Raw genomic sequence first — 17,193 nt, 5'->3', positions numbered from 1 at the left:
GGTTTTGTTCTGTTCTGAAAGTTCTTAATCCTGGCTGTACCAATAATTCTTAAAGTCATATTTTAATACACGGTAGGCATATTTATCCGCGTCATAGGTAAATTTCCCGATCAGATTCCCTTTGCTGTCGTATTCACCGTAGGATTTATCCATGCCGCTGCTGTAGGTAATGTTTCCGTGATAATGTTGGACACTGCTCACAATGCTGGAATAAGGCAGTGTAAAGGAGCTGACAAGCTTGTAGGTTCCTTTGCTCTCATCGACCAGGTACTTATAGTACATAGACTTTGTGCCGGATTCAAAGTCTCCAGTCCCTGGATACAGACTCCAGTCAAAACTTGTGTAAGCGGAGGAGCTTGCGTAATTGTTGTTAAACATATAGAGGTAATACTGTCCATCTGCCAGGGAATCATCCTTTTCATAAGTAATCGTGTGCTGTCCGGCCTGGGCCACAAATGTGCCGCTCTTTTTCAACTGGTATTTTTTTAGCCCTGTACCTTCATAGAGGCTGCCCCCGTGGATTAGATAATCGATGGATGGACTTTTATAAATATTCTTCATCTTGATCACCGTGCTCTGTTCCCTGCTGCTTAATACAAGGCTTCCGTCCTCCAGCAGGTCAAAAGAATTCAGATGAAGCCAGTCAAGCTCCGTCCCCCCATATGTGTTTTTTCCACCTTCCCTTTGCTTCGCCGTCTTTCTGATCTCCTTAAAATAGTCTTCAAAATCGATAAGTTTCTCCACCTTCCCAGTTTTTACATCCAGCGCGATCAACACATCTTCTATGGTATCCTTATTCTTGTCATTAACCAGGCAGAGGATCTTTTGACTTTCCTCGTCATAGGCAAAATCGTGGTGTAACTCGTATCCGTCGATAGAGTAAGTCTTCGTCACCTTGCCCAGTCCGTTGACAAGCGCGATTTTGTCCTCCTCATAGGAATAGGCCATCTGTCCGTCGATGAACAAAAGGCGGTCTGACCGGTAGGAATTCAGAGGAATCTTTCCTCTGCTGGTGCCGCTGTTGTCGTAAAGATAAATATTGGCGTTGTCGGTCTTATCATGTCCCAGCATAGCAAACAGTCCTCTGGACAGCTTCGTGGTACCGCTTCCGCTCTTTAAGCTGGAAATCGCCGGGACCTCTGAATCCGCGGCTGTTGTCACCTGGAAAGCTTCCTTGTAATAAATATTTTGATCCTTGTCATAAAAAGTAAGCACCACTTGATTCGTCTTGCCCGGCACAAGCCCTGTGATCAAGAACTCCTGCTCATCTTTCTTGCCGCTGTTATTCTTCAGGGTATACGAATAGTCATCTTTCCCCTCGGCCCAGACCGTACACTTTACCGTGACTTCTTTGGATGAAGTCCCGTAAAAATATAGGGCTCCCGTATTGGTGCCGTACGGATTCATAACGAGGAGCGGATCCTTAACGGTATACTTCTGTTTTGTTTTCCACTTGGCCAGCTGCTGGTCTGTCTCCTTCTGATAAGCCTTTGTATAAATATTAGTTTCTTTATGTTTGACAGTTTTCACCTTGCTGCTTATCTGTTCAGGCGCAGGTTCTGCCCAAACAAGAGGCAGCAGGTTCCGGCTGAACGCGAAACCTGCTGCTATAATGAGTCCTAATAGAATAATATAATGCTTTTTCTTCATGATACTCCTTCCTTTCCTTTGATCTGACAGGAATAGAATACCAGAAATATTTTGTTAAACTTTGATGGTTTTGTGATAATTTTGTGTATGTCTTAGTTTAGTCCCGGAATAAATATCCTTCAAAATTATACTTCATCACTCTGTAGGAATACTTATCCGCATCGTAGCCAAAGGAATAGATCAGCTTTCCGTCCTTGTCATATTCCCCAAAGGTTTTGCTTGTTCCGCTTCCGAAAGAAATGTTGTTCTTCATGTGTTCCACGCTGCTGACGATTGGGGAGTAAGGGATCGCAAAGGACTGCACCAGCTTATACGTTCTTTTGTTTTCGTCCACAAGATACTTGTAGTACATAGACTTTTCCCCTTCCTTCATTGTTCCGGTCCCCGGAAACATACTCCAGTCAAAGCTTTTGATCGTTGCGGAATAACCATAGTTGTTATTGAACATATACAGGTAATACTGTCCTTTTGGAAGAGATTTATCATGCTCCACTGAAATGGTATGCTGCCCTGCCTGTCCCACAAAGCTACCTTCTTTTTTCAGCATGTATTTCTGGTAGTCCGTTCCATTGTAGACCGTACCTCCATGGATCAGATAATCTACTTCCGGTTTCTCAAACACATTTTTCATCTTAATGAGTGTGCTCTGCTCTCTGCTGCTGAATATCATGCTGTCGTCGTCGATCATATTCATGGAGTTTAAGTGGATCCAGTCCAGGCCTGTTCCGCCGTAAGTATTTTTCTTCGGACGGTAGGCCAGATTCCTCATGGTCTTAAAGTAATCCTCAAAGTCGATCAGCTCTTTTACCTCTCCTGTCCTTACATCTACGGACACTACAACATCCTCGATCGTATCCTGTTCCTTGTCGTTTACCAGACAGATGAATTTATTCTGCTTTTTCGCGTACAGAAAGTCATGATGAAATTCATATCTTTCACCCAGATCATAGGTTTTTGTGACCTTGCCCAGCCGATTCACCATGGCGATCTTGTTAAAATCATAGGAATATGCCATGTCATCTCCGACAAAGAGCAGACGGTCTGTACGATATTTATTCAAAGGCATCCGGCCCCGGTTCACTCCATTGTTGTCATAGAGATAAATATTGGCGTCTTGCGCCTTGTCATGCCCGAGCAGCGCAAACAGGCCGTCCTCCATCTTTTGTGCAGAACTTCCCCTGGTCTTTTTCAGAATTCTGGGTATCACATCATCTTCCGGGATATCCACATAAAAATATTGCTTTTCAATGGCTCTTTTGTCCTCATTAAAAAATTCCATGGTCACCTTATTTCTTGTGCCCGCTGAAAGTCCCACGATCTGGTACTCATGGGTTGTGCTGTATTTCTTTTTAGCTTTCAAAGTATGCTTGTACACGGCAGCCCCTGCATCGGGAGCCTCCACGGTGCACACGGCATAAGATGCGCGGTCCGTCTTTCCATAATAATATAGAGCTGTAGTGTTGGTCCCATAAGCATTCTGGACCACCAAAGGTTTTTGGATGGTATAATTTTTCTTCTTTTGTTGATCAATCTGTTCCTGTGATTCTTGTTGATAAGCTTCTGTAAACACATCTTTTTCCTTGTGTTCCAATACCTTTGGCGTAACCTTGATCTCTCTTAATTTTACACCCTTTAAAAATTGTTCCTCCTTATAATCTGCGTAGATACGGTATCCGAAGAAACCCGCTGCCATAAGAATCAGAATCGCCAGAATGGATATGATGATGTTTTTCTTTTTCTTTTTTTTAGTCTCTGATTCCTGCATTTCTTCAATCATTCCTTTCAAATAGCTCATTTCTTTCTTATCCTCCTGTGACATTTTCAACGGTATTATATCATATTTTCACAATAAATGTAACTATTTTGTAATATTCTTAATGTAAATGCAAAGAAGAGCAGAAAAACTGCAGTAATCGCACTTCCTCTGCTCCTCTTATTTTTTCCCCTAATTACTTACTTATGCCCTAAGCTCAATTCCCAATGTTTTTAATTCATCCAGAATCTTATCGACAATCTTGTTGACCTCCGCTTCCTCCAGTGTTCTGTCCTGGGCACGGAAGGTCAGCGAATATGCCACAGATTTATATCCCTTGTCAATCTGGTCGCCCTCATAGACGTCAAACAGTTCAAAGCCTTCCAGAAGCTTTCCGCCTTTCTCCCTGAAAATCTTCTCAATCTGTCCTACAAAGATTTCTTTTCTCACAACCATGCTGAGATCCCTCTTCATAGCCGGGAACTTGGCCACGCCTGTATATTTGCGGTCAAAGGTCGCCTTCTCACAAATCACCGGCATATCGATGACTGCCACATAGACTTCCCCCTTCATATCATAATTTTCAACAGCCTGAGGATGCATCTGTCCGATATATGCTGCTCTTTCCCCGCCGATCAGCACATCGGCCTGGCGTCCCGGATGCATAAATGGATGGTCTTTGACCGGAACATATTCAGCCTGTCCGCCAAGTCCCAGATCTCCAAACAAATCCTCCAGTGCCCCTTTCAGTGTAAAGAAGTCACAGTCTCCGTACATTCCTAGTGTAAGCTGCATCCGTTCCTCCGGAAGCTCAGTGAGCGGCAGTTCCTTCGGAAGATAGATATTCCCAAACTCATACAGGCGCACATTTTGATTTCTGTGGCTGTAATTGTTAGCCAAAGATGTCATCATACCGTTTAATGAAACTGTACGCATGATGCTGAAATCCTCTCCCAGCGGATTGGAAATCTTAATGGCTTTCCTCTCCCCAGCGTCTTCCGGCAGCAGAAGCAGATCAAAAACTTTTGGACTTTCAAAAGAATAGCACATACCGCCGCTGAATCCGTTTTTCTCTACAGAGTCGCGTGCAATATCCTCCACACGGATTTTAAACGGCTTTTTACCCGCGGTGGCCTCTCCTCTCGGAAGAGTGACCGGAATGTTATCATATCCGTAGAATCTTGCCACTTCCTCTGCCAGATCCGCCATGCAGTTTAAATCCTGGCGGAAAGACGGAATCAGCAGTTTGTTGGTATCCACATCATATTTCACGTCAATCCGTCTGAAGTACTCGATCATATCTTCCATGGAGATCTTTGTGCCAAGAAGGGCATTGATTTTGTCCGTCTCCAATGGAAGAGACACCGGCTGTTTTGGGTTTGGATATACGTCCACGGCTCCACCGATCACTTCTCCTGCTCCCAGTTCTTCGATCAGCTGGCATGCACGGTCCATAGCAGCCATGGCATTTTCCGGATCAAGCCCTTTTTCAAACTTGCTGGAAGCGTCCGTCCTAAGCCCGATTCTCTTGGAGGAAAGACGGATATTGGTGCCATTAAAGCAAGCAGCTTCAAATAATAATGTCTTGATATCATCCGTTACCATGGAATTCTCGCCTCCCATGATTCCGGCAAGTCCGACTTCCTTTTCCCCGTCGCAGATCATGAGTACATCGCTGTCCAGATTTCTCTCCTCACCGTCCAGGGTAGTAAACTTGTCACCGTCCTTGGCCCTGCGCACAATGATCTCATTTCCCGCTATGGTATCTAAGTCGTAGGCATGCATAGGCTGTCCATACTCTTCCATCACATAGTTCGTGATGTCCACCAGATTGTTGATCGGACGGATACCCATGGCCGCAAGCCTTCTCTGCATCCATTCCGGAGACGGTGCAAGCTTGATATTCTTTACGACTCTGGCTGTATATCTTGGACAAAGATCTGTATCGTTTACGGTCACTTTGATATAGTCATTGACGTCCTCATCGTTGCCTGTCTCTTTTACTACCGGCGGATGGAACTCTTTGTGAAATGTAGCTGCCACCTCTCTTGCCATGCCGATCATACTGAAGCAGTCCACACGGTTTGAGGTGATCTCAAATTCCACTACCTGGTCACGAAGACCCATGGCCTCCACAGCATCATCTCCCGGTTTTACATCCTTCTTAAATATATAAATGCCGTCTTCCGGTGCCTCCGGATACATATCTTTGGTTGTTCCCAGTTCTTCCACTGAACACATCATACCGAAAGATGCCACACCTCTTAATTTTCCTTTTTTGATCTTGATGCCATTTTCAGGGTTCGGGCTTCCATCGTGGCCTCCGGCCACTCTTCCTCCCACTAAAACCACTGGGACCAGATCACCCTCTGATACATTGCTGGCACCTGTGACGATCTGGATGGTCTCTGTTCCCACATCCACCTGGCAGACGATCAGCTTGTCTGCATCCGGATGCTTTTCAATGGAAAGAATTTTTCCTACCACGATCTTTTCCAGGTTTTTATCTAATTCCTCATAACATTCCACATTTGATCCGGAAAGTGTCATCTTGTCCACATACTCCTGAATCGTACAGTCAAGATCCGGCACATATGCCTTGATCCATGAAATTGGTGTATTCATTCTCTATTCTCCTTCAATCATTATAAGTTATTTACCACTATTTCCGTCACGCTTTTGAAATGCGCTCCTCCAATAGTGGTAAATAACTATCGAAAAGCAGCACATTTTTTTGACAGAGGCCCTTCTCCAGAAGACATTACGTCCATTTTCTACATGATTGGAGTGAAGCATTCTAAGAGCCGAACGGAAATTGCCGCTTTAGAACTGGCTTAAAAACCTCTTGTCGTTTTCATAAAGCAGGCGCATATCATCAATCTCATATTTCAGGAGCGCCACACGTTCCAGACCGATTCCAAAGGCAAAACCTGAGTAAATCTCTGGGTCGATCCCGCATGCCCTGAGCACATTTGGATGCACCATACCACAGCCTAAGATCTCGATCCAGCCGCTTCCTTTGCACATACGGCAGCCCTTTCCTCCACACTTAAAGCAGGTGATATCCACCTCCGCGCTTGGCTCTGTGAATGGGAAATGATGAGGGCGGAATTTGACTTTTGTCTCCGGTCCGAAAAATTCAGTGGCAAACTGTTCAAGTGTCCCTTTCAGATCCGCAAAAGTGATTCCTTTGTCCACGACCAGTCCTTCTACCTGATGGAAGGACGGAGAGTGGGTAGCATCCACTTCGTCTGAGCGGAATACCCTTCCAGGCGCAATCATACGGATTGGCATTTTACCAGTCTCCATCACACGGGCCTGTACCGGTGATGTCTGTGTTCTCAATAAGATATCTTTTGAGATAAAGAAGGTATCCTGTTCATCCTTCGCCGGATGATTCTCCGGGATATTAAGCATCTCAAAGTTATACTTATCGTATTCCACCTCGGGGCCTTCCACAACCTCATAGCCCATTCCGATAAATACCCTCTCCAGGTCTTCCAGGGCAATCTGGTTCGGATGGCGGTGGCCCTTTTCATGCACCTTTCCCGGAAGCGTTACGTCAATGACTTCCTTTTTGAGCTTTTCTTCCATGATCTTTTTCTTAAGAACAGACATTTCCTGCTCCAGTGCCTGTTCGATGACGGCACGTGTATCGTTGACCATTTGTCCTACGATAGGACGTTCTTCTTTGGCAACATCCTTCATGCCCTTTAATACCTGGGTCAATTCTCCCTTTTTGCCTAGAACCGCTACCCTGATATCATTCAGAGCGTCCATGGCATCTGCTGTGTTGATCTTCTCCAAGGCTTCTTTTTTAATCGCCTCAAGTTTCTCCTTCATAATCACTTCTCCTTGTTTTATGGAAATAAAAAAATCCCATCCCTTATATATAAGGGACGGGAATCATCTCGCGGTACCACCCTAATTCCAGGTACAAAAACAACCTGGCTCTTAGTATCCTGCGTAACGTGCAGATAACGTTATCCCCTACTGTTCTTTCAGGGATACGACTCCGGTGTGAAATTCGGGAAAGACTTCCTTACTGTGCACCTTCTCTGTCTTTATCATTCCTTATTTTATCACACAAAAGCGGAATGTCAAGACGGAAAACCGATTCTTTATCTCTCCCATCAGCCCTGCAGCGCACTGTGGAAAACAGCCTCATACAAAATCTGATAATCCTTCATGGTAAATGCAGATACGTGAAAATCAGGCGAGGACAGCTCCTGTATCTTCTGCTGGATGACCTCTAAGACAGCATAATCAATATCCATGTGATCCATGACATTTTTAGAAAAATCAAAATCATGTTTCTTCTGAAATAAGATACAATTTGCATGAAAAAGGAATTCTAAGATCAGGCTGTTATTTAACTTAATATCAAGCTTCTTTGCAATTGCTCTCAGAGCACGGAAAAACAGTTCATTCGTTGTAAACGTATTGATTCCGGGGGTAAGCTTGGACGCAAACAAGAGATGTTTATCCGCGGATCTTAAAGTATAACTCTTTAGCTGGTTGTCTTTTAATATCTTCATCTCATCATTCTGGCTTATTAACAGGTTTGGGATGATGGAAATAATGCTGGCATTTTTCTTCACAGACAGCTTTAAAATCTCTTTCACCAGAATAAAGGAATGAAACTGGACATTATAAGACAATACCTTCGTCTTAGGAAAAAAGTAATTGGTAATGGTTTGTTTCATATCTGCGTCTGATAAGATCAGGACCCCCTGCCCCCGATTAATACTGACCGCAAATTCATATAAGTTCTCAAGGTTCGTTCGTGTCTCATTTCTTTTTCCGGATAAAACAGCAGGAAAGGTATGTATGATTCTCCGGTCAAAAAATAAATTGAAGATATTTGCGTAATTGCTTGCCAGCAAATGATATTTGGAGGTAATAATCACAGGTATATGGATATCACTCATGATGAAGTGGGCATATGTCAGTATAGATTGAATCATCTTTTCTTGGGTTTTTGACAGTTTGCAGTGGTTTGTCTGTGCTAATTGAAGCAGATTGTTGAACAGTGATTTCATCTGCGGTGTTTGAATATCCATAGAAGAGGTTTCCTTCACAATATCCAGACTTTTATCTTTCCGGAATACAGATAGGATCATATGTTCCACTTTTTCTTTTAAAAATGGGTCCTGGCAGAATACACTTTTATTGAATGCCTTTGTGATGCCCGAAATAAGCCTATCGCCGGAATAACTGTTCTCAGATACAACGCCAGTCACCCTGGAACAGATCAGCAGCTGCTTTGTAAAATAATCTGAAACTATATTTTTTGTTTCAGCCAAAGGCTCACGGGAGTTAAGAAACAATTTATTAAAATCAATTTCTCCGTTTGGTCTGATCTGTATCTTGTCAGGGATCTCTGCCTTTAGTTCAGGAATGGATTTTATAAAATCATCCCTTTCATTATCAAGCAGGACCGATGCATCTAACATAAGTTCATTGTTTTTGCCTGCAGTACTTGATGTATAGAGAATCCTTGAAATTGTATATAAAATCTCATTTTCTAATTGATGCAGGTTGCTGCACTTATGTAAAACCAGCTGAATGAACTGGGAAGATACCAACATTGTTTTATCTAAACGGTTGCTCTCTTTTTGGATCATACTCAATAGAATCGAAATCAACTCTGTTTGCGGCCGGTCTTTTGCGGAAGGAAAGTTCAGGATGACAGGACTGATGGAATGAAGCAAGTCCGACTGTAATTCTGATGCCCCAATAAAGGCGATCATCGGCGCGTCTTTTTTATTTTTATATTGAATCTCAAGAGAATGTACAAAACCGCTTAAGATTTCAAAGTCTACGTTTTTTTGAACAAACTCGATTGCCAGGATAAAAATATTATGATCCTTTTCCATCATCTCTATGCTCTGCCTTAGATTGACGTAGATATCGCTGAATTCAATATAATAAACCGATGATTCCCGGGCAGCCAATCCCAACGTTTTTGCACGGTTTAACATTTCTTCTAAGAAAAACTTCTTCCCCGTCCCAACTTCCCCCTGCATAAAAAAGATCTTAAAGAAATATTTAGGGAGATAAAACACAGGCAGGATTCTGGTTACAGCTTCATATAAGGACCCATTTTGCTGACTTCCGACCATAGAAAACGACTGGACGATGGTCTGTTCTTTTGCAGGTACGTCATATCGGATGAAGTCTGAAATGGTTTCATTTTTATTCAATGTATCAGGGATGGATACAAAAGGAAAAGAGTTCCGGATGATCTCTCTTGAAATAAAAGTGGTGGGGCGTCCTGCCTTCTTGATTAATTTTCCTTCTTTGTGCAGATCATTTAGGATACGTGACACATTTGTCCTGTCAATATATAACTCCATCGACAGGATAAGCGCATTGCATTTTTCAAAGGTAAAATTATGATGATTGATGCATTGCAAGGTTTCTTCTTTTAAATAGGATAAAATCTTCTCTTTATTCGTAGACATGGCCATATCTCCTGCGTATATTTGGTGCTGATTACGGTGTTTCTATAACACACACAAATTAAATCAGACGTAATTAATATACACTTATCATACACGAAACTTAAAATTTATGCAAAATCCACAGTAAAAAACTCAAATAGAGTGTAAATCAAGTGTGTATATAAAAAATTTGCGTATATAAAGATTGTGGGTTAGGATATGCCCAAGTGATGTAAGCGCATACAGAACGAATTACCATTTAACGGATAAAGGAGGATGTAGATGACAGACATTATAGTGGCGACACACGGGGGACTTGCAGAAGGTATGATCGATGCATTGGAACTTATGATAGGGAAGCAGGAAAATATATGGTTTCTTGGATTGCGGCATGAGGATAGTATTGATACTTTTATCAAAAGGGTCGATTCTTTCGCCGCGGACACAGATCACGATATCTTATTCATGACAGACTTATTAGGGGCCAGCCCATACAATGCCGCAGCCCAGGCGATTCATCATAACAGGGACAAACATGTTATCTGTGTGTCGGGAATTAATTTATCTATGCTGGTGGAAGCAGCTTTGAAAAGAAACGATATGAAACTGGATGAGCTGGCAGATTATCTTGTTGAGACCGGAAAACAGGGAATTGCCAAATTATCATTAAATATGGAGAGAGGAGGGACATTATGAGCAAAATAGTATTATCACGGATTGATGACCGTTTGATTCACGGCCAAGTCATGACAGCATGGGTCCAGCATGTGGGAGGGAATGAAATTGTGATCGTCGACGACAAAGTCGCAAAGGATCCATTTTTAAGCGCAGTCATTACAGGTGCAGTACCAAAGCACCTAAACGCTCAGGCAATGACCATTGACGACGCCGCAGAGTATTTAGAAAAGATAAAAGATGAGGATAAAAACATTATTATTTTAGCAAAGGGACCCAAGGTTTTTCTGGATTTGCTTGAAAAAGGTGTCCAAGTAAAAGAAATCAATTTAGGCGGAATGGGTTCTACTCAAGAACGAAAAAAATTATATAAAAATATTTCAGCAAGTGATAAAGAAAGAGATATGTTGAAGCAATTGTCAGCACAGCATGTACATGTCTATATTCAGGTCGTGCCAAATATGGAAACTGTAGAGATAAATAAAATACTTTAATCGGAGGGAGAAACATGCATATTTCAATTTTACAGGCAGTTTTGATTGGCCTGGTCTACTATTTGGGAGCAAATGGGACACCATGGCTTACTGTTAACATGAGCTGGGCGTTGAGAAGGCCTTTAATATCCGGGATCCTGGTTGGTCTTATCTTAGGCGATCCTGTCAAAGGCTGTATGGTCGGTGCGGCGATCAATGTAACCTATCTTGCACAGATTACGGCAGGCGGCGCCCAGACCATGGATGAGGGCCTGGCGGGAACTGTTGGAACAGCACTGGCAATCATTTCAAATGCGTCCACAGGAGTCGCAGTAACACTTGCAGTACCGATTTCCTTACTGGGCAACTTATTATGGATGATTTATATGACAGGGGATATTTTCATTGTCCATAGAACCGATAAAATCGCGGAGACAGGAGATGTAAAGAAAATCATTTTCTATAACATCGTTCCTTCCCAGATTTTTAAGTGCATCATTTATACCATTCCGGTGGCAATTGCCGTATACAGTGGGTCAGGTGTTATTACAAGCATGCTGCAGGCATTAAAGGGAACACCCGTGATTGATGTATTGACTACGATCGGGACAATTCTTCCTGCCCTTGGTATTGCAATGAATTTTAAAGCCATCTTATCTAACGCTGGGGCAAAAGCATACTTATATCTGCTGTTAGGTTTTATTTTATCTATTTATATCAACCTGCCATTGGTGGTCATCGGTATTTTAGCAGTGATTATAGCACTTTTACAGAACAGCGAAAGTTCAGCTTTAAGTTAGGGAGGAATCAACATGGAAACCATAGAAAAAAAGAGATTAAGTAAAAAAGATATCATCAAGTCCTATCTGATCTGGACATTCTTCAGCCATTCAACCTACAACTATGAACGAATGCAGGCCTCCGGGGTGCTGCATACCCTGGCGCCGAGCCTGGAAAAATTATACGGAAAAGAGACACAGGAATTAAAAGACGCATGCAAACGGCACATGGAGTTCTTTAATACAGAACCTAATGTAGGAGGCTGTATCTTAGGGATTACTCTTGCCTTAGAAGAGCAAAAAGCAAACGGTGAAGATGTAGACGAAGAAATGATTTCAAGCATCAAAACAGGTTTGATGGGACCTCTGGCAGGCATCGGCGACACAATCTGGCAGGGAACGTTATCCCCCATAGCATTGGGTATTATCCTTGGAATGGCAAAGGCCGGAAACTTCTTAGGACCGATCATCTACCTAATAATCATTGGCGTTGTGTTATTCGGCCTTGGTTACTTATCCTATACCAAAGGTTACTATATGGGACGCGAAGGAATCGGAAAGATCATCGGAAGCGGTTTATTAAACAAAGTAACCGAAAAAGCAACCATCGTTGGGGCAACGGTACTGGGAGGACTGGTGGCATCTTATGTAACTGTGTCCTGCGGATTAAAGTTAAATTTAAGCACAGGTACACTGGACGTGCAGACTGCAGTATTTGACAGTATCTTAAAAGGTATCCTGCCGTTGGGAATCACCCTATTAACTGTATTTATGTTGAGAAAAAAAGTCAATGTCAACATCATATTGCTGGTGCTGATCCTAATTGGCACAGTGGGAACACTGATCGGATTCTTTTAGAGGATAAACCATGAAGATTATACTAAATGCTGACGATTTTGGATTGACTCATGAAGCAAATCTGGGAATCGCAAAAGCCTTCGATGAAGGTTTCTGCTCCCAGGCTTCTGTGGTGACCAACACGAATTATTTTGATGAGGCAGTGTCCCTGGCAGAAAAAAATAACTTTAAGCACAAGGTCGGCTTACATATCAATCTGTTCGATGGGACCCCGTTAACCTCCGGGATCAAGAAACTGAAACAATATGCCAGATCAGATCTGTTTGATTATCATCCATACTTTCTTCACAGAGTGACTCCAATCTATGCAGATGTCATCGCAGAGGAATTAGAAGCACAGATCCAAAAGTATCTAAGCGGAGGTTTTTCTCTGATGAATATCGACTCCCACCACTGTGCATTTTATGATATTCCGGTTCTTTACGGATTGATGCCCTTGTTAAAAAAATATAAATTTGAATCTGTCCGTTACATTGGAAACAGTTTTTTTAACGGGCGTAAATGGCGGCATTTCTACGGCGCCCAGTGGAAGAAAAAAATGGATCAGCTGCATCTTCGTCATGCAGATTATTCCAGCAGTGTGGCCACCTTTGATAAAAACCGCAAAAGCCGGAATCCTCAGCTTATGAAGGCAAAGAAGGCAGAGGTATACGTTCATCCTGTCTTAGTTGAGGGATATTTTATTGATAACTACACAGGCGGTACGCATCTTGAAGATAGTTTCAAAAAGGCCAAATTAGACAAAATGAAATTTATTACATCCAGAGACTTATAAAAGAAAGAAGAGATAAGAATGAAAAAGGAAGAAATTATTTTAGGAATCAAAAAAACCGGCTTAATGGCAATCGTCCGGGTGGAAACCGTGGAACGTGGTTATGAGATCGCCCAGGGATGCCTGGATGGCGGAGTCAACGTTCTTGAAATCAGCTATACCAACAACAACGCCGGAGAAGTGATCTCTGCTTTAAAAAAGAAATATAAGGAGAATCTGCTGGTCGGCGCGGGCACCGTCCTGGACGGAACAACGGCCCGCCTTGCAATTATGAGCGGGGCACAATTTATCATTGCCCCTTGTTATGACGAAGGTGTCGCGCAAATTTGCAACTTATACCAGATTCCATATGCGCCGGGATGTACTTCTTATACTGAAATGTTGACGGCACTAAAGGCAGGCGCATCCTTTATAAAGGCATTTCCAATCTCCAATTACTACGGCCCCAGCTTAGCTAAAGTGGTAAAAGTGCCATGCCCCCAGGTGCCGGTCATGGCGTCGGGCGGAGCTGACTTCGACAACCTTGCAGAGTGGTTTGAAAACGGAGCTGACTGCGTTGGCCTGGGCGGATTACTTACCAAAGGTTCCACAGAGGAAATTGCGGCAAACGCAAAAAAGCTGCGTGATATTGTAACAGACGTAAGAAAAGGATGAGCCTATGAAAACGATTCTAGTAACACCGAGAGGGTATGCAAAATACGGCAGTAAAGCAGGAAAACGTTTAGAAGCACTTGGCTATGAAATGGACGTCAATCATACAGGCAGACCACTTCCAAAAGACGTGTTTGCAGAAAAAGCAAAGCGGGCGTCCGGGATCATCGCGGGTGTTGACGAACTGAATGAAGAACTCCTCCGGGAATGCAGGCACCTGAAAGCCATTGTGAAATTCGGGGTTGGGACCGATAATATTGATCTTTCTGTCTGTGAAGAACTAGGGATTAAAGTCGGCCGCTGTATTGGAACGAATTCCAATGCAGTCGCAGAACTCACCATCGGAATGATGTTTGCGGCTGCAAGGCATATTGTGAGTAATGCTATAAATGTCAAAAGTCACGGTTGGAACAAACCAACAGGACTGGAACTCTTTCATAAGAAAATTGGTATTATCGGGTTTGGTAATATCGGAAAACATGTTGCAAGAATAGCAAATGGGATCGGAATGGAAGTTCTGATCTATGATATGTTTGACGCTGCCCAAGATGTACTGGCTGAATACAACGCAAAACAAACATCTGTGGAACAAATCCTGAAGGAATGTGATTTTATCTCTATTCACGTGCCGCTTACAAAAGATACAAAGGACATGATCTCAACCAAAGAATTTAAAATGATGAAGGACACGGCTGTTTTAGTAAATGCAGCCCGGGGCGGAATTGTAAACGAATATGCACTTTACGAAGCATTAAAAAGCAAGGAGATCTACGCCTGTGCATCCGACGTCTTCACCTCAGAACCTCCCCAGAGGGAACCTTGGATTGATGAGCTGCTCAAGATGGATCACTTTATCCAGACAGCCCACATCGCATCCCGTTCAGTAGAGTCTGAAATCAATACTGTGAATGCAGCAACTGATACGATGATCCAGCTTTTACAGGATCAAAGTAAATAATTCTCCAGAAAAAAGATCTTCCTGCAGACATTTGCAGAAAGATCTTTTTTACATATAAGTTCTATTTCTATTTTTTTAATGTCAGCACTTTTGTTCCGGCTTCCAGGTGCCCGGTATTTTCTATGGTGATGCTTGTATACTCTTCACTGTTGCTCACCACCACCGGTGTTGTGACAAAGTAACCCTCCTGTTTGATCTCTTCAAGATCAAACTCAGCGATCCGGTCCCCTTTTCTCACTCTCATGCCTGGCTCTACCTTCACATGATGATATTTCCCGGCAAGTTTCACCGTATCAATTCCCATATGGACCAGGACCTCAGCACCGCCGCCGGACGTGATGCAGATGGCGTGCTTTGTATTAAACACCGCAGTGACCGTGCCGTCTACAGGCGAAATCAGGTTTCCGTCAGAAGGTCTTACGGCAAATCCCTGCCCGAGCATCGCTTCTGCAAAGACCTCATCTTCCACTTCATCCAGTTCTACTACTTCTCCATTGATCGGCATACAGACAGTTTCCACTGCCACCTCCGGCACCTCTTCTGCCACAGGGACTCTCGGTGCTTCCGCCGCTCTGTCAGACAAGCTGCTTGCCAGATAATCTTCCAGATTGGACTTTATCACAGTGACCATCGGTCCATAAATGATCTGAACCCCGTCGCCTTTCTTTACGATGCCCCGGGAGCCGCTTTCTCTCAAGATTCTGTCGTTTACCCTGCCAGGATCCGAGATCGTACACCTAAGACGCGTCACACAGCAGTCCACATCTTTCACATTTGATTTACCGCCCAGGCCGGCAACGATCAGAGCCGATATATCAGACCCGTCAATTTCAGGGCTGCCCTCCAAAGGTTTCTCAGCCACATCAGCTCTGGTATATAATTTTATATTCTGGTCTTCCTTTTCCCGCCCCGGAGTCTTCAGATCCAGCTTCCTGATCAGAAAACTGAATAAAAAATAATATACTGTAAAATATACAATCCCCACCGGAATGAACATGAGCCAGTTTGTCTTCGACTGACCCTGTAGGGTACCGAACAGGAACATATCAATGATGCCTCCGGAAAATGTCAGGCCCACACAGATCTTCAGCATATGCATGAGCATATATGCAGCTCCCGCGAAAACGCAGTGGATCGCATACAATCCAGGCGCCACAAATAAAAAGGTAAACTCAAGGGGTTCCGTGATGCCTGTGAGCATCGACGTCAGCGCCGCAGAGGCCAGCAGGCCGGCCACCGCTTTTCTTTTATCCGGCCTTGCACACCTGTACATCGCAAATGCGGCACCCGGCAGTCCAAAGATCATCAGCGGAAATTTGCCCGTCATAAATCGCGTGGCGGACACTGCAAAATGGATAGTTCCAGGATCGGCCAGCTGGGCAAAAAAGATATTCTGGGCGCCTTCGACCATCTTTCCGCCGATCTCCATTGTACCTCCTAACGAAGTCTGCCAGAATGGCAGATAAAATACATGGTGCAGGCCGAACGGGATCAGTGCCCGCTCCATGACCCCGTAGATAAACGTACCGAAATACCCGGAAGCGCTGACCATGCCCCCTGCCGCGTACATTGCATCCTGAATGGGAGGCCAGATAAAATACATCAGGATTCCCACAAATACAAATACGACCGTACAGATCACAGGCACAAATCTTGTCCCACCGAAAAAGGACAATACTTCCGGAAGCTTGATTTTATAAAATCTATTATGCAGCGCAGAAACTCCAAGTCCAACGATAATACCGCCGAACACTCCCATCTGCAGGGAGGTAATCCCCAGAACAGAAGCCGTTGCACCCTCACGCATGGCTTCTGCTCCTCCGTTTAAAGAAATCATAGCCGATATGGCTGTGTGCATGATAAAGAACGCGATAGCTCCTGCCAGTGCAGCTACTTCTTTTTCAGCTCTTGCCATACCCACGGCTACCCCAATGGCAAAGATCAGCGGCAGGTTCCCAAACACAGCATTTCCACAGTCCCCGCAGACTTTCAAGATTGCGTACGGAATCGTATCTGGTCCCATAACCCCCATCAGGCCATAGGCATTGAGCATCGTTTCATTTGTCAGTGATTGTCCGATTCCCAGCAGCAGCCCGGCCACAGGCAGGATTGCGATCGGAAGCATGAAGGACCGTCCCACACGCTGTAATACCCCGAATATTTTGTCTTTCACATTTT

Annotated in this window: 13 protein-coding genes and 1 other annotated feature; of the genes, 7 read left to right on the top strand and 6 right to left on the bottom strand. The window is 43.7% G+C overall.

What is annotated here, in order from left to right; translation table 11 throughout:
• Window positions 1-24: 24 nt before the first annotated feature.
• The 5 genes from P8F77_RS06805 to P8F77_RS06785 all read right to left on the bottom strand — a co-directional run bounded on the left by P8F77_RS06805 (window position 25) and on the right by P8F77_RS06785 (window position 9,870).
• Entirely contained in the window at window positions 25-1,650 is a 1,626-nt protein-coding gene (locus P8F77_RS06805; RefSeq protein WP_287520023.1) for an aryl-sulfate sulfotransferase, read from the bottom strand.
• Between the two features lie 97 nt (window positions 1,651-1,747).
• Window positions 1,748-3,445 (bottom strand): aryl-sulfate sulfotransferase, encoded by a 1,698-nt coding sequence (locus tag P8F77_RS06800; RefSeq protein WP_287520025.1) that lies wholly within the window; start codon window positions 3,443-3,445, stop codon window positions 1,748-1,750.
• A 162-nt stretch (window positions 3,446-3,607) separates the two neighbouring features.
• Window positions 3,608-6,028 (bottom strand): phenylalanine--tRNA ligase subunit beta, encoded by a 2,421-nt coding sequence (gene pheT / locus P8F77_RS06795; protein WP_095142879.1) that lies wholly within the window; start codon window positions 6,026-6,028, stop codon window positions 3,608-3,610.
• A 198-nt stretch (window positions 6,029-6,226) separates the two neighbouring features.
• On the bottom strand, window positions 6,227-7,246 hold the full coding sequence (pheS, locus tag P8F77_RS06790; RefSeq protein ID WP_024727983.1) for a phenylalanine--tRNA ligase subunit alpha: 1,020 nt from the start codon (window positions 7,244-7,246) through the stop codon (window positions 6,227-6,229).
• A 49-nt stretch (window positions 7,247-7,295) separates the two neighbouring features.
• Window positions 7,296-7,471: a binding site (T-box leader), on the bottom strand.
• A gap of 65 nt (window positions 7,472-7,536) precedes the next feature.
• Window positions 7,537-9,870: a hypothetical protein gene (locus tag P8F77_RS06785; RefSeq protein WP_287520027.1), complete on the bottom strand. Its 2,334-nt coding sequence runs from the start codon at window positions 9,868-9,870 to the stop codon at window positions 7,537-7,539.
• Between the two features lie 261 nt (window positions 9,871-10,131).
• Here P8F77_RS06785 and P8F77_RS06780 point away from each other — a divergent pair, with 261 nt between their 5' ends.
• Genes P8F77_RS06780 through P8F77_RS06750 form a run of 7 tightly spaced genes read left to right on the top strand, consistent with a single transcriptional unit; the run spans window position 10,132 to window position 15,015 of the window.
• Entirely contained in the window at window positions 10,132-10,545 is a 414-nt protein-coding gene (locus P8F77_RS06780; RefSeq protein WP_006568891.1) for a PTS sugar transporter subunit IIA, read from the top strand.
• Window positions 10,542-11,018 (top strand): PTS sugar transporter subunit IIB, encoded by a 477-nt coding sequence (locus P8F77_RS06775; RefSeq protein WP_287520030.1) that lies wholly within the window; start codon window positions 10,542-10,544, stop codon window positions 11,016-11,018. Before P8F77_RS06780 ends, P8F77_RS06775 begins: the two co-directional genes overlap by 4 nt.
• Window positions 11,019-11,032: 14 nt before the next feature.
• Window positions 11,033-11,797: a PTS sugar transporter subunit IIC gene (locus P8F77_RS06770; protein WP_006568889.1), complete on the top strand. Its 765-nt coding sequence runs from the start codon at window positions 11,033-11,035 to the stop codon at window positions 11,795-11,797.
• Window positions 11,798-11,809: 12 nt separating this feature from the next.
• The gene (locus tag P8F77_RS06765; protein ID WP_024727987.1) at window positions 11,810-12,634 is read left to right on the top strand and encodes a PTS system mannose/fructose/sorbose family transporter subunit IID; all 825 of its coding nucleotides are present in this window, start codon (window positions 11,810-11,812) and stop codon (window positions 12,632-12,634) included.
• A gap of 10 nt (window positions 12,635-12,644) precedes the next feature.
• The gene (locus P8F77_RS06760; protein ID WP_287520033.1) at window positions 12,645-13,409 is read left to right on the top strand and encodes a ChbG/HpnK family deacetylase; all 765 of its coding nucleotides are present in this window, start codon (window positions 12,645-12,647) and stop codon (window positions 13,407-13,409) included.
• 18 nt (window positions 13,410-13,427) lie between these two features.
• The gene (locus P8F77_RS06755) at window positions 13,428-14,060 is read left to right on the top strand and encodes a ketohydroxyglutarate aldolase (protein WP_287520035.1); all 633 of its coding nucleotides are present in this window, start codon (window positions 13,428-13,430) and stop codon (window positions 14,058-14,060) included.
• Between the two features lie 4 nt (window positions 14,061-14,064).
• Window positions 14,065-15,015, top strand: coding sequence for a phosphoglycerate dehydrogenase (locus P8F77_RS06750; RefSeq protein ID WP_287520037.1), 951 nt, complete (start codon window positions 14,065-14,067; stop codon window positions 15,013-15,015).
• 67 nt (window positions 15,016-15,082) lie between these two features.
• On the opposite strand, the gene P8F77_RS06745 is transcribed toward P8F77_RS06750, so the two are convergent.
• A complete protein-coding gene (locus tag P8F77_RS06745; protein ID WP_024727991.1) occupies window positions 15,083-17,188 on the bottom strand; it encodes a PTS transporter subunit IIABC in 2,106 nt (701 codons plus the stop codon).
• Window positions 17,189-17,193: the final 5 nt, after the last annotated feature.

Origin of the sequence: Anaerostipes sp. PC18, from assembly GCF_039789045.1 — a bacterium.
Classification (GTDB): Bacteria; Bacillota; Clostridia; order Lachnospirales; family Lachnospiraceae; genus Anaerostipes; species Anaerostipes hominis.
This window is presented reverse-complemented; position numbering and strand designations above follow the sequence as displayed.